20 protein-coding genes are annotated in these 21,131 nt (G+C 48.4%); all 20 read right to left on the reverse strand.

Going from position 1 to position 21,131, the window contains the following annotated elements:
* Positions 1-126: 126 nt before the first annotated feature.
* Positions 127-720, reverse strand: a complete 594-nt coding sequence (locus CLOSYM_RS13230) for a hypothetical protein (RefSeq protein ID WP_021642483.1) — start codon at positions 718-720, stop codon at positions 127-129.
* Between the two features lie 18 nt (positions 721-738).
* Positions 739-2,271, reverse strand: a complete 1,533-nt coding sequence (locus tag CLOSYM_RS13235; protein WP_021642484.1) for an aminotransferase class I/II-fold pyridoxal phosphate-dependent enzyme — start codon at positions 2,269-2,271, stop codon at positions 739-741.
* Positions 2,264-4,195, reverse strand: coding sequence for a hypothetical protein (locus tag CLOSYM_RS13240; RefSeq protein WP_044902424.1), 1,932 nt, complete (start codon positions 4,193-4,195; stop codon positions 2,264-2,266). The genes CLOSYM_RS13235 and CLOSYM_RS13240 overlap by 8 nt, the downstream gene beginning before the upstream one ends.
* 76 nt (positions 4,196-4,271) lie before the next feature.
* Positions 4,272-5,114 carry an ABC transporter ATP-binding protein gene (locus tag CLOSYM_RS13245; protein WP_021642486.1) on the reverse strand — a complete coding sequence of 281 codons (843 nt, stop codon included), beginning with the start codon at positions 5,112-5,114 and terminating at the stop codon, positions 4,272-4,274.
* Positions 5,115-5,147: 33 nt separating this feature from the next.
* The gene (locus tag CLOSYM_RS13250) at positions 5,148-6,137 is read right to left on the reverse strand and encodes a FecCD family ABC transporter permease (protein ID WP_021642487.1); all 990 of its coding nucleotides are present in this window, start codon (positions 6,135-6,137) and stop codon (positions 5,148-5,150) included.
* A gap of 53 nt (positions 6,138-6,190) precedes the next feature.
* Positions 6,191-7,264 (reverse strand): ABC transporter substrate-binding protein, encoded by a 1,074-nt coding sequence (locus tag CLOSYM_RS13255; RefSeq protein ID WP_021642488.1) that lies wholly within the window; start codon positions 7,262-7,264, stop codon positions 6,191-6,193.
* A 105-nt stretch (positions 7,265-7,369) separates the two neighbouring features.
* Positions 7,370-8,443 carry a ComEC/Rec2 family competence protein gene (locus CLOSYM_RS13260; protein ID WP_021642489.1) on the reverse strand — a complete coding sequence of 358 codons (1,074 nt, stop codon included), beginning with the start codon at positions 8,441-8,443 and terminating at the stop codon, positions 7,370-7,372.
* Positions 8,444-8,742: 299 nt separating this feature from the next.
* Positions 8,743-10,170, reverse strand: coding sequence for a Sapep family Mn(2+)-dependent dipeptidase (locus CLOSYM_RS13265; protein ID WP_021642491.1), 1,428 nt, complete (start codon positions 10,168-10,170; stop codon positions 8,743-8,745).
* A gap of 79 nt (positions 10,171-10,249) precedes the next feature.
* Positions 10,250-11,197, reverse strand: coding sequence for an ABC transporter ATP-binding protein (locus tag CLOSYM_RS13270; protein ID WP_003503115.1), 948 nt, complete (start codon positions 11,195-11,197; stop codon positions 10,250-10,252).
* On the reverse strand, positions 11,197-12,252 hold the full coding sequence (locus CLOSYM_RS13275; RefSeq protein WP_044902425.1) for an ABC transporter ATP-binding protein: 1,056 nt from the start codon (positions 12,250-12,252) through the stop codon (positions 11,197-11,199). Before CLOSYM_RS13275 ends, CLOSYM_RS13270 begins: the two co-directional genes overlap by 1 nt.
* Before the next feature lie 33 nt (positions 12,253-12,285).
* Complete coding sequence (locus CLOSYM_RS13280; protein ID WP_003503111.1) at positions 12,286-13,167, reverse strand: ABC transporter permease; 882 nt, start codon at positions 13,165-13,167, stop codon at positions 12,286-12,288.
* Between the two features lie 11 nt (positions 13,168-13,178).
* Positions 13,179-14,108, reverse strand: coding sequence for an ABC transporter permease (locus CLOSYM_RS13285; RefSeq protein ID WP_003503109.1), 930 nt, complete (start codon positions 14,106-14,108; stop codon positions 13,179-13,181).
* A 111-nt stretch (positions 14,109-14,219) separates the two neighbouring features.
* Positions 14,220-15,782, reverse strand: a complete 1,563-nt coding sequence (locus CLOSYM_RS13290; RefSeq protein WP_021642493.1) for an ABC transporter substrate-binding protein — start codon at positions 15,780-15,782, stop codon at positions 14,220-14,222.
* An 18-nt stretch (positions 15,783-15,800) separates the two neighbouring features.
* Complete coding sequence (locus CLOSYM_RS13295) at positions 15,801-16,172, reverse strand: hypothetical protein (protein WP_021642494.1); 372 nt, start codon at positions 16,170-16,172, stop codon at positions 15,801-15,803.
* A 39-nt stretch (positions 16,173-16,211) separates the two neighbouring features.
* On the reverse strand, positions 16,212-16,583 hold the full coding sequence (locus tag CLOSYM_RS13300; protein ID WP_003510180.1) for a hypothetical protein: 372 nt from the start codon (positions 16,581-16,583) through the stop codon (positions 16,212-16,214).
* Positions 16,584-16,596: 13 nt separating this feature from the next.
* Entirely contained in the window at positions 16,597-17,280 is a 684-nt protein-coding gene (locus CLOSYM_RS13305; protein ID WP_021642496.1) for an aspartate/glutamate racemase family protein, read from the reverse strand.
* A 63-nt stretch (positions 17,281-17,343) separates the two neighbouring features.
* Positions 17,344-17,742: a VOC family protein gene (locus tag CLOSYM_RS13310; RefSeq protein ID WP_003510182.1), complete on the reverse strand. Its 399-nt coding sequence runs from the start codon at positions 17,740-17,742 to the stop codon at positions 17,344-17,346.
* A 13-nt stretch (positions 17,743-17,755) separates the two neighbouring features.
* Positions 17,756-18,997, reverse strand: a complete 1,242-nt coding sequence (locus tag CLOSYM_RS13315; RefSeq protein WP_003503092.1) for an aminotransferase class V-fold PLP-dependent enzyme — start codon at positions 18,995-18,997, stop codon at positions 17,756-17,758.
* Positions 18,998-19,422: 425 nt separating this feature from the next.
* Positions 19,423-20,019: a TetR/AcrR family transcriptional regulator gene (locus CLOSYM_RS13320; RefSeq protein ID WP_003503090.1), complete on the reverse strand. Its 597-nt coding sequence runs from the start codon at positions 20,017-20,019 to the stop codon at positions 19,423-19,425.
* A gap of 159 nt (positions 20,020-20,178) precedes the next feature.
* Positions 20,179-21,099, reverse strand: coding sequence for a LysR family transcriptional regulator (locus tag CLOSYM_RS13325; protein WP_021642499.1), 921 nt, complete (start codon positions 21,097-21,099; stop codon positions 20,179-20,181).
* Positions 21,100-21,131 lie beyond the last annotated feature (32 nt).

Raw genomic sequence — 21,131 nt, forward strand, 5'->3', positions numbered from 1 at the left:
GTGCTCCGCAGACTATATCTTCTCCGCAGTCCCAGCTCACAACAATCCTCCCCCGGAACGAAAGACTCATAAAACCACCTCGCCCCCCGTCCGCCGGCCTGCCCGGCAGCGTCCTCACCTGCTTAATTAAATCTCCCGTATACAGCGGCGCACCGTATCCGCAAGCTCCTCCAGGCACTGCTCCATTATCTTATTTTCATATCTTCTTTCTATCCCTGCTTCCCGGAGCTTCTCTTCGCAAAAATCTTCCTCATCCGCCAGAAAGCGGCGGCAGAGTTCCGCATATTTGGGGTTGTTCTGCTGCCTCTCCCTCTCCAATGCGCGGGAAAGACGTTCACCATCCTCCACTTCCACATAAAGAGGAACCAGTTTGCCGCATCCGAAATAGTCTCTCGTTTTTCTGTACGATTCAAGCGTCCCGATCATCAGGTAATCATGGCGGTCCAGGTCAATCTGGCCGTCATTTACCGTACAGTAGCACCATGGTCCTAATACAGTCTCGTACGTTCTGCTCTCTATTACCCTGCCCTCTGTTTTCATCTGTTCAAGCTGGGGGACGCTGGTAAAATGGTACTCCACACCTTCTGTCTCCCCGTCCCGTATCGGTCTGGTCGTATAAGTGACAACTGTTTTCAGCCCTGGAAACCGCTCCAGCAGCTTTTTATATATTGTGTCCTTGCCGGACGCACTTTTTCCCATTACATAGAATATTTTACCCATTATACCGCACCTCTGTATTTATTTGCCGCCATGGCCCGAAACCAAGACTCTTCCGTCCTCCGTGATGCCTTCAACCGTCAAGCCAAGCCGCTGGTTTTCCAGGATAAGCTCCACCGCTTCATCTGTTATCACCTCGCCGGGTACCAGCATCGGCACCCCCGGCGGATATACCGTAATAAAACCTCCGCTCACGGCTCCGGCGGCATCCTGAAGGCACACTGACCGTCGTTCGCTCCCCCAGGCCTCTGAAAGCTTGCGCTTTTTCTCCGGGGCCGCAAGCCAGGTGAGCGCCGTCTTTGTTCCGGTGTCCCGGTCATCCGGCCCGGGCCCGCCGCAGTCATCGCTGCCGCAATCCTCTCCGCCGCCCGCAGCCTCAAGGCTGTCCAGATACCGGAGGGCCTCCTCCAATCGTCTGAATCCGTCTTCCGTATCCATCAGGGAGGTCATTAAAAGCAAGTAACTGCCGCAGGCCATCTCCGGCTCCAACCGGAACCGTCTTCGCAGAATTTCTGCCGCCTCCGTCCCCGTAAACGCACATCTGACGGTGTTAACCACAATTTTCGAGGCATCCCTGTCCTTAATATGAAATTTGCCGCAGACTGAATCGTCAGCCAGCCTGAGATGTTTCAGTGTGCCGGCGCTTTCCATAAAGCGTTCCAGAGAGGCTGCAAACCGATGCATCCTCTCTCTCCCCTCCTGCTCCATATACCGGATGCAGTTTTCAATGGAGGCAAGAAAGACATAAGAAGGGCTGGATGTCTGAAAAACCGGAAGATAACCTTCTATCTCCGACGGTTCAATAATTTTGCTTTTTATATGCAGCAGCGCCGTCTGGGTAAGAGACGGAAGCGTTTTATGCAGGCTTTGGATTACCACATCCGCCCCGCAGTCGAGAGCGGAACGCGGAAAATCTTTCCCAAAAGAAAAGTGCGCTCCATGGGCCTCATCCACAATCAGCGGAACGCCATGACGGTGGGCAATCTGTGCGATCGCTCCGATATCTGAAACCATACCCTCATACGTCGGAGAGGTAACAAATACTGCCTCTATATCCTTCCTGTTACAATCCGGTCCGCCGGCGGCTGCAAACGCCGCTTCAATCTCCTCCGGGGATATACCGCCCTGAAATCCGAAATCCGAAACATAATCAGGATAAATATATACAGGATCTAATTGGTTGAGCAGCACCGCATGGTATGCCGCCTTATGGCTGTTTCTTGCCATGATAATCTTCCCGCCCGGACGCGTCAGCCCGCAGACAGCGCTCAGGATACCCCCGGTACTTCCATTCACCATATAATAGGTCCGATCGGCTCCGTAAACAGCCGCCGCCCGCTCCATGGAATCCTTCAGCATCCCTTCCGCGTGATGAAGATTGTCAAAACCGTCAATCTCCGTTATATCCACAGAAAATGGGTTCGGAAAAGAAGTTATCCCCAATTCCTCCCGCCGTTTGTGGCCCGGCATGTGGAAAGGGTAGTGGTCCGTACCCGCATAATCCGTTAATTTGTCCAGGAGCATTGGATTTTGCCCATCCATTCTATTATTCATCGCCGCTCCATTCCGTATTTCCGTTCAGCCGTATCTCCAGGGGTTCCGTTGTCTCCCAGGCCATCTGCCCGGATGAACTGTCATAGCTTAACCTGTGATACAGGCAGTAAATTCTGTCTCCTTCAGCCATAACCATCTCCAGCATATCGCTACCGTCAGACGCAGGACGGATTCCCGTATCATTTACTGTTTTAATGTCTCCACCCAGGGAAACCACCGCAATTTCACCATGAATATCGTCCGGACTAGCAACCGAAGGTATATATTCACCAAAAATGGCCTGTACGTTATCAAAATAATACAGATTCTTCATATAGCCGCGGAACGGGGCCCCGTGCTTTTCCAGTTCCATTGTCTCAAGGTTCAGACGGTAAATCTGGCTGCCGCATTCCGCACCGTACTGCTGCGTCCTGGCGCTGTAATACAGCCACTCCCCGGCTATACAGAAGCTGTCTGCCACAAGTCCCTCCTGACGCACAAGCCCCCTTGTTCTGGCTCCGTCCTTCCAGTATATTTTCCGGTCCATTCCGGCATCGTCGATGTAATATGTCACGTCCTTGCTCTTTCGCGGCGCCGGACTGACTGATTTGATCACGCCTTCCTCCAGACGGTAGATCCTGTCCCCTGCCTGGACCTCGCCGTTCCCGCCGTCCAACGCCGGATTGCCCGATGCGTCCAGAAGCACAAACCCCTGCTCCTGCATCTCGATCTTATATCCGGCCTCTGTTCCGGAATATTCAGCCCCCTTTGAAACACTCTCCAGGGTTCTGTCTTTCATATAATAAGCCGTGTCGTCCCATGCAAAATAATGTTCTACATCTCTGGCAAGATATTCCGTCTCATCGGTACTCAGCTCTCTTCTGAACAGAACCTCATCCGCCAGATAATAAAGCCAGTTGTCCGTGACCTGAAAGCTCTCTGTTTCAAGTATGCTGTCTGTGGAATAAATCTCTTCCTGCCTTCCGCCGTCCGGCAGCGCCCTGTATATCGTTGTCTTGACCTGAGAAGAATTAGGTATCTGATATTGACTGATATACCAGAGATATCCGCATCTGAAATCGGCCTGCACCACGTGTCCGTTCAGAACAATGCAGGTTTCCTCCTCACCGGGCTCCTCCTTATAAATATCCCCGCCTTTGATTTCGTATTGTATCATCTCATCAAAGAACAGGTTCCTGTTCTCCGAAACCGCCTTATTGTCACCAATCATTGTCAGCTCGCCGTTTCTGGAAAATGTGAGAATTTGTTTGCCCAGAGCGACTGGGCCGTCAGCAAGCCGTCCATCCAACTTCGTATAATAGAGCTTGCCGTCCGGCTTCTGCTCCCACCCGGGATTCAGCCCGCCGCCCTCAATCGTAATCTGAGCCTCCGTGCTTGCCGCTGCCGTTTCCATTTTAACAGCCGGAATCTCTTCTTTTGCTCCGGATCCGTAAAATTTCTGCCAGCCCCTGAAGAGTACCGCGACGGTCAGAATTAATACGAACACCGTCAGCACTACCTTCATAAGACTGTACAGATAGGAGCCAAATGAGCTTTTATCCTCCTCCGGTTCCTCCTGATTAATCTCCGCCTTCTCTTCAATCTTCATCCACAGCGTTGCGGCTGTCTCTTCCTTCAGCTTCTGGTAGTCTCCATCAAAAACAGGCCGGTCGGGTTCCACCCCCAGCCTCTTTTCAGCCATACGGTAAATTTCATCTTCAATTCTGTCCGCCAGTTCCTCTTCGTCCACAGGCAGCGTATTCACATGGCGGTAGAGTCTTACATAAATATCCACCAACATCTCTTTTGCCTGCTCGTCCTTCACAAGAGTACAAATCTTCCCATATGTCTCCTGCACGGTCAGAATATAAAAGTTTTGAAATGCTTCCGCGTTCCCGGCTCTTGCCAGACTCATTGTCTTTTTTAAAAGAGTACGCTGATTCAAATGCATTCCTCCTTTATCTCGTTACTATTCACAGCCCCGCTGAAAAACGGCTGTGAATAGTGACTTTATCTCAACGTCATTTAACCGTGAGAAAGCGGCCATTAAAACTGATCACCTCGATATCAGGATAAATAATTTTCAGCTTTCGTTCGGCCTCCCTTCGTCCGTCTTCAGTTACATTTCTGCAACAAATCGTCTCCCGGATCACGCCATCCTTTAAGATTATTATTTCATCGCAGTAATGCAGTGCATAATCGGGATCATGGATTGTAATCAGTCCCCCGTAACGATCTTCTTTTATAATAGCGGCAATCCGGCTTAAAATCTTCTTTCTGTTACCGTAATCAAGCGCGCTGTCCGGCTCGTCGAACAGCATCACCGGAGCATTCTGCATCAGAGCGCGGCAAAGAAGCGCCAGCTGTTTCTGACCTTCGCTTAAAGTCAGAAAATCCCTGTCCGCTTCATTTCCTAATCCAATCTGTTCCAAAAGCCTGCGCGCTTCCTCCCGGTGAGCCGATGAAGGCGCTTCATACCAGTTCAGCCTGGGGTTCACCCCCATAACAACCACTTCATCCGTTCTGATATGATATAATATACTGTTTTTCTGAGGGATATAGCTGATAAAGGCCGCCAGCTCCCGGCGTCTGAACGACGGCAGCTCCCGGCCGCACACCCTGACGGTACCGCAGCGGCTTGGAAGCAGTCCGCATGCCGCTTTTAAAAGAGTCGTCTTTCCTGAACCGTTGGCTCCCAGCAGAGCCGTCAGACATCCCTTTTTTACTTCCAGATTTATTCCCTTTAAAATCCCATCCCTGCCTTCCGAACCGTTCTTTACAAAAACAGGCGGCTCTTTATGGTATGACACATACAAATCACGTATCTCCAGAAGGCAGTCTTTCTCTCCATTATACTCGCTCATCCTGCACCCGTCTACTAAATGCTTAAAGGTTTCTTATTCCTGCCTCATCAGGAGCCATGTCATCATCGGCACTCCCAAAAGAGAGGTAAGTATACTGATGGGGATCTCACTCCCCCCTGCCGACCTGGCCAGGCAGTCTGCCGCCAGTATGATAATGCTCCCCGTAATTCCGCTTAAGATGCCTGCCGAAAATCCATTTTCCTTCAGAATCATCCTCGCAATGTGCGGGGCAACAAGACCCACAAACGATATCGCCCCGGTCACACTGACAATTCCGGCCACCATGAGCGTGGTTAGGATCAGGATTATAATCCGTGCTGTACGGACAGATACTCCCAGCATGGCAGCCTCGTCATCGGCCAGGGAAAGCATCTGAATCTGCCACCGGAAGAACATGAGGCATATAAATCCGATCAGAACCGCCGGAACCGCAGTCATGAGTTTCTCTGCCGTAATACTTGAAAGACTTCCCATTGTCCAGTATTCAATCGATGCAAGCTGCCTCTCCGGATCGGCCAGATACTTCATGGCCATAATAAAAGAATCAGCCAGGGCCCGTATTGCAATTCCGGCCAGCACAAAATCGGAGACGGCCTTCTGCCTTGACATTCCTGCCAGAGCCACCGCCGCCCCCACAGCAATCAGGCCGCCTGCAAACGCACTGCCCACAGCCGCTCCTGCATTTTGCCCGAAACATACAATTGCAAAAGCCGCACCTGCTCCGGCGCCGCTCGTGACTCCAATCAGATCCGGCGCCGCCAGCGGATTGCGGAAAATATCCTGATAAATAGAGCCGGCCATACTGAGGCCGGCTCCCGCTATAAATGCCATAACCGTACGGGGAAGACGAAGAGTAAAAAATACGCTCTTTGCCGTCTCATCTGTTCCCCGTCCCAACAATATATGCCCTATTTCCTGTATTGTCATCGGGTATCTGCCTGTACATAAAGATACCGTCAGAAATATGATTAACAGGAACAGGCTGATTATATATATTTTTTTCGTTCTGTTATGAACTGCCATGTTCTCTTCTCTGATTTATCATTATTGTTGTTACTATTCAATCTCATGCCGGATCAGCGTGTAATGAGCGCCGGATCGATCTCCACACCGTAAAATTCCCTGTAAAATTCTGCGGCTTCTTCTCGGAATTCATCAAACGGATAGCTATCCTCATGAAGCACCGATGAAAGCCACATGCATCCCAGAATCCCGGACGGCACCGGGGAATCCCAGGCCTCAAAGGAAGAAGGCATCTCGTACACACGGCCATTTTGAACGGCGGCTGTTCCTGCCAGCTGTCCGTCCTTCAGTACGTCTTCTTTCGTATACTCCGCTTCCGGAATTACCACTATAACTTCCGGATCATAAGTAATCAGCTGTTCATAGGATATATCGGCCCACCCGTTATCCGTAAGGTCAGCGGCGGCATTCACCCCACCGGCCAACTCTATCAGACTGTTCTGGTACATCTGCGTCGTGGCAGCCCTCAGGATGCTTCTGGTCCCGGCAATATAAACCTGCGGTTTATGCTCCCCGCTCCCAGCCTGTCCGGTAATCCCGGCCAGCTTCTCCTTCTTGGCCCCGTACCAGCCAATCAGCGCCTCTGCCCGTTCCTGTGTGCCCGCAGCCGCCGCAATGCTCCTGATTGCTTCCTCCAGCCCCTCCATACTTTCCGGGTTCACGACCAGCGTTTTCATGCCCATTCCTTCCAGTATCCCGGCCTGCTCCGACAGTTTTTTCGGCAGGATCACAAGATCCGGGTTCAATGCGGCACATCCCTCCAGATCAAATTCTTTCGCCGTACCCACGCTGGGCAGTCCGATTAGCTCCGGCGCCGCCAGTTTGTATATCGGCCTTTTATCGGCTTTGGCTTCGATTCCCACTATCTTGTCCTTAAGTCCCAGGGCAATACAGGCAGATGTCGTAATATAGTATCCGCTGACTATCCGCTGTGCCGGCTGGCTTTTACCTGCTTCCACAGCTTCCTCTGAAACGGATGTATTCGGCGTTTCTGTCGCTTCAGTTGTTTCTTTTGTCTCTTTTGTTTCTATTTTTTCTGGTGAGGCGCAGCCGGTAAACATTGCCACAACCATAATCATGGCCAGAGCCATGCTGATCCACTTTTTCATACTCTTTAATTTTGCCATATTTCCAACCCCTATTGCAAGTATTTTTTATAAGAACTATCTGGTTACTGTAAGCGTGTTATTGTTCGCAGCACGCCGCTTTTTGGCGGGGTGTGAACAGTAACACTATCTGAGAACCTGATCTCCGTCTTTGACACAGAGGTTTCGCTTAACCCCTAATTCCTCCATCCATTTTCTGACTGTGACGGTCTTCCACGGGCCTGCGTCAACTACACCGTTTTTTACATTATCCCAAAGCCAGTCCGGTGTGGGCCACAGACAAATCTCAGGTTTAATCACCCGGTAAACATCCATTTCCACTCCATCCTGACCGTGATGAGCCATCTGAACAATATCCGCTTTTAAATCCTCGGGTTTATTCTTCTTCAGAAGGTTCTGCCCCGCATCCCAGCCCATATCACCGAGAAAAAGGATTCTCTTTCCGTTCAAATCCAGGCGGTATGCCACAGAACTGTTGTTGAAGGTATTGTGAAGACTTCTGAACGGTTTGTTCATTACGTTAATTGTGACTTCATCCACCTGAATCTGCTGCCCCTTATCGATTGAGGGGTGAAGCTTTTCGGGCGCCACGTTATTAAAGGCCGCCAGCAGGTTATCGAGGTTGTCCATCCGGCCCATATGCTCGCCTCTCTGATAAAATTCTCTTTCTAAAAAAGAATAATAAATATTATCAATCTCAACCGGTATGGGCTGAGTATTCAAAATCTCGGTCAGCGCGCCAATATGATCGCTGTGGGGATGCGTAATCAGCCAGGCTGAAACCCGCCCTCCCTTGGCCTTTATCGTCTCAATCAGATGAGGCGCATCCTCCCTGAGTCCGCCGTCCACCACAATCAGACTTCCGGCTTTTGTCTGGATCACACAAGAAAGGTTCTGGCTCTGTGTGGCAGGGGCCAGCAGTGTCAGCTCAGCTCCCCCAAGATAAGATTCCTCCGCCGTGGATGTCGGATCCTGCAGCGCTGCTCCACCCGGATTCTGTACCGCCGCTCCCGGATTCTGTACCGCCGCTCCCGGGTTCTGTACCGCCGCTCCCGGGTTCTGTGCCACAGCAGCCGGACCGGGCGCCGGCGGTATAACATCAGCATAGGTCGGTACTGCAATCATCAATGCAGCCGTCAGATAGATTCCCACCGCTCTTTTTACCCATATATTTATCTTTTGATTTAAATTTCTCTTCATGTGTCTGTCTTTTCCTCTCTGTTCATCCTTCCGCCTGCTAAATTCGGGCAGAATTTCCTTACACGATTATAACAGTTAGCCGGGACAAAGACAACTTAATAAATTCTGTCAATCCTTGAGAAATTCTGACAGTGTTAAAAGCTCCTTGTCTGCCGGTACTTAACAAACGATAACCTGCACGCTCTGCGCACAGGTCACCGCCCTATATAAAAGAGAGAATGCGCATTTTATCATGATGCGGATTCTCTCTTCATTCTCAATATTCTGTATTCTTATAACAATATGGAATTTACCCCATTTTACTGACAAATCTCAGCAATCGCCAAAGCGAATAACTCCGCGCTCCTAACCATCTCGTCAATAATCAGGTACTCGTCGGCTCCATGCATATGATAATCAGTTCCGAGCTTCATACAGCCAAAGGCAACTCCATTTTCCAGCCTGTGTGCATAAGTTCCGCCGCCGATTGCCATGCAGTATCCCTTTTCCCCCATCACCTGTTCATAGCAGGAAAGCAGTGTCTGCACAAACGGTTTATCCTCCGGAACGTGGTGGGGCGGGGTCATCCGGCTCTCCGGATCCATCTGGATCCCCTCAGCATCAAGTCTTGCCCTCAGGACGTCCAGCATATTTTCCTTTGATGCACAGAGCGGCGCACGGCTGTCTATCTTTCCCATCAGCCCCGTAACCTGATAATCCACCATATTCGTCCCCAATGTCAGAACGCCGGATATCTCATCCTTTTGTGCCACGCCTGCTGCCACACCGTAATAATCATTATGAGGAAATATCTCTGCCAGCCCATTCAAGGTTCTGAATCCGGCGCTGTCTGACAGAGGAAGGGACGCCGCTGCCTTAATCAGTCCGGTCACCGCATTATTCCCCTCCCATGGGGTTGATGCATGGGTGCTGGTTCCCGTCGCACGGATGAACCATCTTTCCCCCTGGTTCGCAGACACGTCCGGCAGAACGGGCTCCACGGTAAAATGAATTCCTGTTTCATTCTCCGTTTTCCTGCATATATCCCGGATTATCTCGCCTGATAATCCTTCCACTACAGCTTCCGCCCGGTTTGGCACCACATTGCCCGCCGTACCTCCGCTTAGGGAGATAAGCCTCGGCAGGGCTGTTTCTTCCTTCCACTGAGCGCTGTACTTCGTATAAAGACCGCCCTTTTCAATATTTATCAGCGGATATTCCGCATCCGGTGAAAAGGAGCACGGCGCTTCTGCGAATTTGCTGTAATAATACTCCGTGTCCCTGCATGCCGTTTCTTCATCGGCCCCCAATATCAGGCGTGCATTTTTCGTCAGCGTAATTCCCAGGTCTTTTACAGCCTTCATTGCATATAATGCTGCAATGGCCGGCCCCTTATCGTCTGAAGAACCTCTTCCATACAGTCGTCCGTCTCTGATAACCGGCACAAACGGTTCTGTGACAGTCCAGCCGTCGCCGGCGGGCACCACGTCCAAATGGGCCAGAATATCCAGCTCGGCAGACTGTTCATTTAAGTCAATCACCGCCACCTTGTTCTCCAGTACTTCGGCCTTCAACCCCAGCTCTTTCGCAAGCGAAGCGGCAAAAGCAAGCACCTTGGCATTTTCTTCACCAAACGGCATACCCGGTTTTTCCGGACCGTTTACACTGGGAATCCGGATTACAGCCATAATGTCATCCAGCATCTCCTGTTTATGGACTTCAAAATATTCTTTTATTTTCTGATACATAATTTCCCTCTGTTCTAGAGCGTGTCTGGTACTGCGGTATCATATTTAACAATGCCTTCACCGTACAGTACTGCTCCTACTATTCATACAGCCTGCATGCCACATGATGGCCCGGCTCCACTTCCTTAAGGCTAAAATTTCTCGACCTGCATTCATCCGTGGCATGGGGACACCTTGATGCAAACCGGCAGCCGGCCGGCGGTTCTATCGGGCTCTTAACCTCTCCCTTTAATATCTGTCTCGGTTTTCCACGCATCGACAGATCCGGAATCGGAATTGCAGAAAGCAGTGCCTGTGTATAAGGATGCATCGGATTGACAAACAATTCCTTACTGGATACCCGCTCCACACACTGTCCCAGATACATAACTGCAATCTCATCGCTGATATGTTTGACAACAGACAAGTCATGAGTAATAAACATATAGGTAAGACCGATGCTGTCCTGAAGATCCATCATAAGATTCAGGATCTGAGCCTGGATTGATACGTCAAGGGCCGAGACCGGCTCGTCACAGACGATAAAATCAGGATTCACAGCCAATGCTCTGGCTACACCGATTCTCTGGCGGCGGCCGCCGTCCAGCTCATGAGGATAGGCGTTAATAAAACGCTGGGCCAGGCCAACCGTCTCCATAAGCTGTTCCACTCGTCCCTGAATCTCTCTTTTATCCGTCATCAATTTATTGGCAATCAGAGGCTCCGCAATGATTTCGCTTACCGACATTCTGGGATTTAAAGAGGAATAAGGATCCTGGAAAATCATCTGTGCCCTCATTCTCATGGTTTTCTGTGCCGCGCCGTGCAGCTTATACATCTCCTGGCCATCGATAAACACCTGGCCTGAGGTTGGTTCCAGAAGGTTTAAGACTACTCTTCCCAGTGTGGATTTTCCGCAGCCGGATTCCCCCACCACGCCCAGAGTTTTGCCTTTTTCAATGCTGATATTGACATCATCGACTGCATGAAGCATGCCTTTAGGAGTTTTAAAATATTTCTTCAGGTTTTTTGTCTCTATAAAAGCCATCAGCACGCTCCTCCTTCCTTATCATCGGTCATGGTATGATCGTCCGCCATCCTGGTACAGCGGATTTTATGGGTTCCCGAATGGTATACCCCTGGTTCCACCTGCCTGCATTTGCTGCTGCAGTACGGACATCGCGGATGGAAGCTGCATCCGCCCGGCAGCGCCGTGGGATCCGGCATCAGCCCCGGAATTGGTTTCAGTCGTTCAGAAGTATCATTCAGCCTCGGAATCGAATTAAAAAGGCCTTCGGTATAAGGGTGATGGCTCTTTTCCATATCGAAGATGTCTTCAACCGTACCGTACTCAATAATTTCTCCGGCATACATAATAGCTACATCATCGCAGGTTTCAGCTACAACGCCAAGGTCATGGGTGATTAAAATCATGGAAGTATTGAGTTTATTTTTCAGATTCTCCATCATTTCCAGAACCTGTGCCTGTATGGTAACATCGAGGGCCGTCGTCGGCTCATCCGCGATTACCAGCTCCGGTTCACAGACTAGGGCCATGGCAATGACCACCCTCTGCTTCATGCCGCCTGAAAACTGATGGGGATATTCACTCTTGCGCTCTGTAGGGATTCCCACCATTTCAAGAATCTCATCCACCCTCTTCATAATTTCAGGGCTGGGCTTTCCAAGCCTTTTTCCCGGCCTTTTCCCGCTCTTTCCCCCTGCTGCCTCATGGAGCTGCAGCACCTCGGCAATCTGATCTCCCACGGTGATAACCGGGTTCAAGCTGCTCATCGGATCCTGGAAGATCATTGAAATCTTCTCTCCCCTGACACGCTGCATTTCTTCGATCGGAAGCTCCAGCAGATTCCTCCCGTCATAGGTAATACTGCCTTTGCGGATATTGCCTGTTCTCTCAGGAAGGAGTCTTAAAATACTCATGGCGGTTGTCGTCTTTCCCGCACCGGTCTCCCCAACGATTCCCAGAGTTTTTCCTCTGACAACGCCAAAGGAGATATTATTCACTGCGTGGACAATTCCTTCCTCCGTATCGTATGTCACTTCCAGATCCTTTATATCAAGTAAAATATCATTATTATTCATTGTCATACTCCTTCCGTGTTCACCTTCCGGCCTTTACTGTTTCAGCTTCGGATCAAGAGCATCTCTGAGTCCGTCGCCCAGGAAGTTACATGCCAGTACCGCCATCATGATAGTAACGCCCGGGAAGATTACAAGGTACGGATAGTCACGCATAAATTCCTGTCCCTCTGTAAGAATGGCTCCCCACTCCGGCTCCGGCGGCTGAACGCCCAGGCCGATAAAGCTCATGGAGGCAGCTGTCAGGATAACACCCCCCAGCGCCAGTGTCGCCTGTACGATGATAGGTCCCATGGCATTGGGAATAATGTGGCGCATAATAATTCGGGCTGTGGATGTACCGCCGCACTGCGCCGCTTCAATAAACTCTGAACCCTTGATTGTCAGCACGGAAGAACGGACAATCATTGCAAACTGCGGTATCATGGAAACCATGATGGCTAGAAGCAGATTCATAACCCCGGTTCCCAATGCGGATACGACACAGATAGCGAACAGTGTGGATGGAATCGCCATCAGCATATCCATAAAACGCATTACCACGATATCGATTTTCCCGCCGTAATAGCCGGATACCGCTCCGACTGCACCGCCGATTATCATCGCGCCGGCCACGGAGACAAAACCGATAAACAGGGAAATGCGGGCGCCGTATACAATTCTGTAAAGAAGATCACGGCCGTAAGCATCTGTGCCGAACCAGTGTGACAGGCTGGGCCCCTGAAGCTTATTCTTTAAGTCATGTAAAATAATTTTGTTATAATCAACCGTAAATCCGATAGCTATCGAGGCCACAATCATGGTGACAATTATAATCAGGCCGATTACAGCCAGTTTGTTTTTTGTCAGACGATGCCAAATCATAGCAAGCTGTGAACGCTTTTTCGCAGTCTGTAATTCTAACGTTGTTTTTTCCACGATGCCACCCCCTATTTCGCGTACTGTGCTTTGATTCGCGGATCTACATAGGCGTAAATAACATCCACAATCAGATTGACAAGTCCGAACATAACTGCCAGAAGCAGCGTACATGCCATAACGGCCGGAACATCCTTGGAGCGGATAGAAGTAATCAGAAGCTGGCCGATACCGGACATTCCGAATACGGACTCAGTGATAACGGAACCGCCCAGCATTCCGCCGAAGTTAACGCCTACAACCGTAATGAGCGGAATCAGCGCATTGGGAAGACAGTGGCGGAAAATGATTCTGCTCTTTTCAGCTCCTTTTGCGTATGCCGTGGTTACATAATCCTGACGTATGACTTCCAGCATGGTGGAACGCGTCATTCGCAGGAGCGTCGCAAAGGTGGACGCCGAACTGGTGATAGCCGGCAGAATAAAATGCGCAAAGGAATCGGAACCGAAAGAAGGAAGAATTCCCAGCTTTGCCGAAAAGAGAATAATCAGCATTAATCCCAGCCAGAACGGAGGCATGGATATGAAGCCAAGCCCCAAAACCGTAGTCAGGCTGTCAATCCAGGAATACTGTTTAACAGCGGAAAGAATTCCAAGAGGCAGACCAATGATTGTTGCGAAGAAAACACTCAGAACCGCAAGCTTCGCAGTAGTCGGAAAACGTCTTACAATCTCTTCCACTACCGGCATGCCGGTACGGTAAGAAATTCCGAAATTTCCTGTTAATACATCTCCCATATATCTGAAATATCGGATAATGAACGGATCATTTAATCCCATCTGTTCGTTCAAAGCGGCAATGGCGTCAGCCGTCGCTTTCTCCCCCAGAATCAGACGGGCCGGATTACCGGGCATAAAGCTCATAATAGAGAAAATAATAAATGAAATGCCGACAATAACCGGTATCATCAAAAGAAGTCTTTTTGCAATATATTTATGCATATCCCTCTCCTATCTCAAACTGCTTCTGATTTCATTCGTCCCGCCTCCGGCATAACACCGAGGAGGCGGGACAAATCATCATTTAATCAAGTAATATCCGAAGGTATCTTATTACCAGCTGAAGTCGTATACATTATAGAATGACCACGGATTAACCGTAACCCCCCTCAGGTTCTTGTTTGTTGCAATATTTTTTGTTCCGCTTATGGTTGGTATCATTGGAAGATCCTTGCTTAACTTGATCAGAAGCTGTTCATATAATGCAGCTCTTTGGGTTTCATCCAGAGTTATTCTGGCTTCATCCAGTAACCGGTCTGCCTCCGAATCCGAGTATTTACTGTAATTGCGGACATCCATCTGACTGGAGTGGATACCGGAATACAGAGCCTCATCAATTGTCGGCGCCGTAAATGTGCCGCCGTCAACCATGATATGGGCATCACCGTTTAAGCACGCGTCGTCATAGGCGGAGCGTTCCATCTGAGATACATTGGCCTTAAGTCCGATTTCTGCGAGGGAATTCTGCAATACCTGTGCGTATTTAGAAGCTTTTGTATCATAGACAATAATGGAAATTTCCTGGCTGCCATCGACTCCTGCTTCAGCAAATAAAGCTTTTGCTTTTTCAAGATCATAAGGATATTTTTCTACCTTATCGGTGTAACCGAGGTATTTATCTGTTGCAAACGTATCCATGATTGTACCGTTTCCGTCCAAAATACCGTATAACATGGATTCTTTATCTGTCGCATAGGCCAGAGCCTGGCGCGCTTTGATATTGTCAAACGGAGCATTCTCGCAGTTGATGGTTATGTAATTGAGCCCAAAGGTATCGCCTGTGTGAAGCTCTAATTTGTCATTTTCCTGGATCCGTTTGAAGCTGGTCTGCTGAACGTCTACGTAAGCGTCGATATCTCCCGATTCAAGGCTGAGCACTGCCGAGTTCGGGTCGGTGATAACACGGTATTCCACATGCTTAATCGGAACCTCGCCCATATGGTAATTTTCATTGGCTTCAAGGACTACTTTCTCTCCCGCTTTCCAGTCTGCAACCTTATAAGGAGCCGTTGTCACAGGATTCTTTTTAAATGCATCCTCTCCCATGGACTCGAAGGCCGTCTTGCTGAAGATGCCTGCGGTCGGAAGAGCCATGGCGAATAAGAACTCCGGATACGGACCATCCAGGATAACCTTGACATGGCTGTCATCCACTTTCTCGACACCCGTTACACGGGCAAAGCTCGGAACTGCCATCGGCATTTCCATACCTCGCTCCAGCGAGAAGACAACGTCGTCGATTGACATGTCTGTTCCGTCGGTAAACTTAACCCCTGATTTGATGGCAAAAGTATACTCTCTTCCGTCTTCCGATATCTCCCATGATTCTGCCAGACACGGTTTGATTTCATAAGTCTCGTTATCCATGCGGACAAGCGGATCGTAAACACACATATTAATACGCATACCGTTATCATTTAAGTTATCGTGAGTGTCGAAGTTCGGCGTGTCGCCATAATGCCCGATAATCAGAGTATCTTTTACTTCACCGCTTGCGCCTGAGCCGCCGGCTTCCTGCGTCCCGCCTGCATTTCCTGAACTTGCCGCATTACCGCCGCACCCTGCCAGGGAGACTGTCATCGCTGCTGCTAAAATAACCGCCAGTAATTTTCTCATAATACATCCTCCTTTGATTTACATAGAAAAATCAAACCAGCTCTCCACTTCCTGTGGCTGCAGGTATTCAGTTGTCACAGAATCTAATTCAAAGAACTCCTGATACGGATCCACTGCCTTATATGCCTCATACGGCCCGTCCCAGTCTTTGCGGCGTTCCTTATAAGCGTGATGTCCCTCCAGAGACTCATATTCAAACATCATTACAAATAATCCGTTCGGATTTCCGTCCCGATCCGTTTTTCTGTAATATTTTGCGCTTACCCACTCAGGGAAAAGTTCCTGTCTGTTTTTTACGACAAACGCGAACCAGTCCTTGATGATTTTATCGTAAGCTTCCATATCGATGTCTTTTTTCAATCTCCATGTTTCGTACTCTAAAAAACGCATTTAAAACCCCTCCTTTATTTTCAATACAGAACTTGTCCCTTATTTCTTATCTGTATCAAGCCAGCGCTCCGGCTCAATCGGCTGCCAGTATGTACATGTTGTCTCATCGTAATTAAAATAGTGATAGTATGGATCCACCAGCTTATAAGGAGCATACGGACCTTTATAATTCCGGCGCTTCTTGTATGCATGATGCCCGTCCAGGGATTCATATTCAAATACCATAATGTAACGGCCGGAAGGAACTCCTTCTATATCCGTCTCTTTATAATATTTAGCGCTGATCCATTCCTGGAATAATTCCTCCTTGTGATCATGGAGAAACTGGAACCAGTCGCGGAGCATCTGGTCGTATTCCTCAATGTTCACTCCCTCTTTTAATTTCCATGTCTCATATTCATAAAATCTCATTGTAACCTTCCCTTCATTCACAGTAGTTTTTCTTACTCAAAACCTCCTGCATCATATACACCCCCGTATTTATATCAAAAACAGGAATGTGAAACTCTTTCGTAATCTCTGCTCCGAATACAGCCAGATTACTGCATTCCAGCAGTACTGCTCCCAGGTCGTTGCAGGCTCCGCTCAGATGCCTTACCCCGTTCAGTACATCCTCCTTCATCCTGACATAATCCTGTTTTGCCGTTCCCTCTATCACAACTTCTTTAAAATGAGGTTCATTCTGCATACCATAGATTATAATCCCATCCGGATTCCCTGCGCCGGCCGCCCTCAGATGATGTTCTCCGAGAAGAGCCGAGTGGCCTGTCAGAATTCCAACCGATTGTCCCGGTGATATTATCATTCTGGCAAAGGGAAGAAATAAAAGGCTGGAAGATATCACAGGAATCCCGGCTGAATCTGCTATCTGCCGCTGGTAGAGGGCCATTAATCCACAATCCCCTGCAATTGCGGACACATTCTTTTTTGCCAGCTTTTTTGCAGCTTCGCAAAGTCTCCTGCACGCATCAGGCGAGCCTTCTATTAAATCTCTGTAGCTTCCTTCTACAATGCCGTATTCGACAGGAAATTCAAATGTTCCCGGATACCCCGGATCTCCCTTCAGCCTGTCGCCGGCCGTGGCGAATAGTAGAACTCCTATAGACATCTTCTTCCCCTTTTCTCAATATAATGATTACGGTTTATACAGATAATATACCGTCCGCACTCATCAGAACAGCTCGCTTAAAGCTCCCGATGTGAACTGCTCCACTTCAAAGTGGTATCCCTCCGGGCCGGTGAAGAAAAATGACTTGAGAGCTAAATCCTTCACCTGCTTGATCTCTGAAAGCCCTTCCACCCCTCTGCTGCCTTTCAGGGACTCATGAACTTCCTCAATATTGTCTACCGTAAGGCTGATTAACACACTGTCTGTGGAAGTCACCTGAATGGAACCGCTGTGGTTGTCGACGGCTCCCAGAAATGCTTTGTCACGGAGCCGGTAAACTGCCGCCCAGCCCGGATCATAAGCCTTCTCAAGCCCCAGAACCTCTTCAAAAAATGGTTTTGCAGCTTCTAAATCATTAAAGTATAAAAATGTGATGTTTGACGTTAGCTGAAGGTTTGCCATTCTTTAACTCCTCTTATTTCTTATAGTCCGGCTCTCTGCCGATTTCCTTAATAAGCTCTTTCATCGCGTCAATCATTGTGTCGATATCTTTCTCATTGTTGAAATACTGGCAGGAAATCCTGAATCCGCCGATAAAATCAGTAAACCTCTGTGCGATGAAAATTCTGCGTGCATGAAGCTTTTTAAGAATCATTCTGTCCACGTCAAGATCGTCATACAATCTAGCAATCACAATTCCGCCAAAATGCCCCGGATCTCTGTGGGTGATCAGCGTCCCGCCGATTTCTTCAATTCTGTCCATACAGTATACAGCTATCTCACGAACCCTTTTTTCAATGTTTTCAATGCCGATTTCATTGACAAGAGCAAGAGATTCTCCTAATGCGATGGCTCCTGTGTAGTTGGATGTTCCACCGATTTCAAATTTTCTTGCCGTGTTGTCAAATGTCCAGTTATTGACCGACGGCGCTGCCGGATTCTCCCAGTATGCGCCCCATCCGCCTTCCGGTACGGTTGTGTTCAGATATCCCGCATAGGATTGTTTCAGCTTTGGAAGCGTTTCTTTATTTACATAAAGGACGCCTGTTCCGTACGGAGAATTAAGCCATTTATGCCCGCCGGCCGTCAGAATATCAATATGGCATGCCTTTGTGTCAATCTTTGTGACTCCAAGCTGCTGTACCGCATCAACTACAAGGTAAACGCCCTTTTCCTTACAATAATCACCAAGTTCTTTCAAATCTGTCTGCCAGCCGTTGCACCATTCCAGAGTAGACATAACAATCAGCTTCGTCTTATCATCCACCAGGGCTGCAAAATCCTTAGCCGTAAAACGGTTATCCTCTGTTTTACAAACGCGGATATCGATGTTCTTGTCTTTCCTCATAACACACCAGGGCAGAGCCACCTGGATAAATTCCAGATTGGTTGTGATAATGTTGTCACCATCCTGTAATTCGATACCCTGAGCAGCAATATTAAGACCATGGGAAGTACTCTCAACCAGAGCAATCTCTTCCGGATCCGCATTCAGCAGTTTTGCAGCCTCATCATAAGCCTTATGTCTGAGAGAATCCATTGCAATATGGTGGGCGCTGGAGTTTGCTTCCTCCTGTACCGCCGTCATATCTGCAAATGCCTTTACTGCCTTCACGGTACGCTGAGGGGCGAAGCTTACACACGCTGCATCCAAAAATGTCATCGTTTCCAGTACCGGCCACTCCTCTTTACGTATCTTCTCAAAATCAATATTCATTTCAATAATCCTCCTTGCATACATTTCCGTTAAAGCTGTCCCAAGACCTTTTCCGTACGTATACATTCATGCATGTTTGTATATTTGTATAGTATCAGTTTTCTGTTTACTTGTCAATTGCTTTACTTTATTTTCATAATAACTTTTTATTTATATTTAATACTGTATGTTATAAAATCTTTTATATAAATCCCAAATAATTATGTGGTTTTTTTATTCTTATGAGTAAATTAAGAGAAATAATTCATCGAATTTTCAGTAAATGAGAAGTGAATTATTTAAATACAATCTTTTTCCGGCATAATTTTTCCTGCTGCCGCTGTGCGTTCCCAGCACACAGGTCACCGCCTTCAATAATAAAACGCATACCGGCAGGATTCCCCTGCGGTATGCGTTAATTAACTAATCTCTATTCATTTAATCTGCTATTCTCTCAAAAGCAGATAGACATATTTCCGTATCAGCTGTTTGTTTATACCGATCGATATTTCTTTTGGTATATCCTGTATGTAGACGCCGTCCAGCGCATAAAACATGAGGAAGGTCAGTTCATCCTCCGAGATGTCATCCAGTTTATTATTTCTGGCCTTTATCCTTCTGATTGGATCCAGGAAATAACTGTACTGGCGTTTTTTATCCTCCAGCATCTTTTCTCGCAATTCTGAAAATTCACCATGGCCCTGAACGTAAGCCATCGTCTTTCTTACAAAACGGAAATCGTCCGTCATACGGTTCGGCAGCCAGAGAAGCTCAACCAAAATTTCCTCATCCTTCAGCCCGTTATTGTGAGCAATATTCTTTACAACAGCGGCATGGATGCGGTTCAGGGTTTCAATCACCGTATTCTCAAAAATTTCGTATTTGTTTTTAAAATGCCAATAAGCCGCCCCTCTCGTAACCTGGGCCAGCTGACATATCTGCTCTAATGACGTCCTGTCATAACCATTTTCTAAAAACAGCTGAAATGCTGCTTCCAGCAGATTCTGCTTTGTAAGTTCTGCATCTTCTTTCGTTTTTCTCATAAAAACGCAATCCCCCTCGATTGTTTATTTTACATGCATGCTGAATGTTTTTACGAAAGCCGGTCTTACAAAGGCATATTCTCTTTTAAGTCTGATATCAAATGTGTCAAAATATAGAACTTCTGGAACCTTCTGTATCTCTTACATACTATCATGATCTTATCTATCTGTCAAATTAAACTCCTCTTTCAAAAATTCAATAACCCTCCTTGCCGCCAGCGGAACATAATTCCCCTGCATCAGAGCGGCCCAAAAGCCAAAATGCACGCTGTATTCATCCTCAATCAGAAAATATTCCCGCTCCCGCAGCGCCGCCGATATCTGCCGCTCCGGAAGAATTACCGTCGCATAATCCACCTGCGCCAGCGCATCCAATGTACTGAGATTGCGTGATACCTGCCTGACCTGCGGTATAATTCCGGCTTTGGCAAATATCTGTTCCGTCGCCATACGGCTCCTCTGCCTGGCCTGTGTCAGCGCCACCGGCTCCTTTTCCAGAAAATGAATATCCAGATAAGGCTTATCTTCACCCGGCTTTCTGACTATGAAGCTTCTGTAATCGCTGTTGCTGCGCGGAACCACCACCATCCTGTCATGAATCAGCTCAAAACATTCAAGCCCCGATGAGAGGACAGGAGGATGGAGAATGGCTGCATCAATAGCTCCGGATACAAGCATCTCCTCTATTTTATCGCTCGGCGCCTCCTCCAGGACAATATCGATCAGAGGGCAGCATTCCTTAAACCTTGGGAGAAAGTGAGGCAGCACACAGGCAGCCTGCGCACCGGTAAACCCCAGCTTCACCACGCCTCTCTGAGCATGTCTGATATCCTCTATCTCCTTTTTCATCTGCTGCTCCTCATGCAGAGTTCTGTTCACAAACTCCAGAAAACGCTGTCCCTCCGCCGTCAGTGTTACTCCCGACGCCGTCCTGATAAATACCGGGATTCCCAGCTCCCGCTCCACCTTCTGCACGCACTGGCTCAGCGCCGGCTGCGCGACAAACAATCTGGCTGCTGCCTTTGTAATGCTTTTTTCTTCGGCTATCAGGCTAATATAATGCATGTCCTTTAAAGTCATACTCTCCTCTTTCTTCAGAAATAACAGAACTG

It is taken from the genome of [Clostridium] symbiosum ATCC 14940, assembly GCF_000466485.1.
In the GTDB taxonomy this organism is placed as follows: domain Bacteria; phylum Bacillota; class Clostridia; order Lachnospirales; family Lachnospiraceae; genus Otoolea; species Otoolea symbiosa.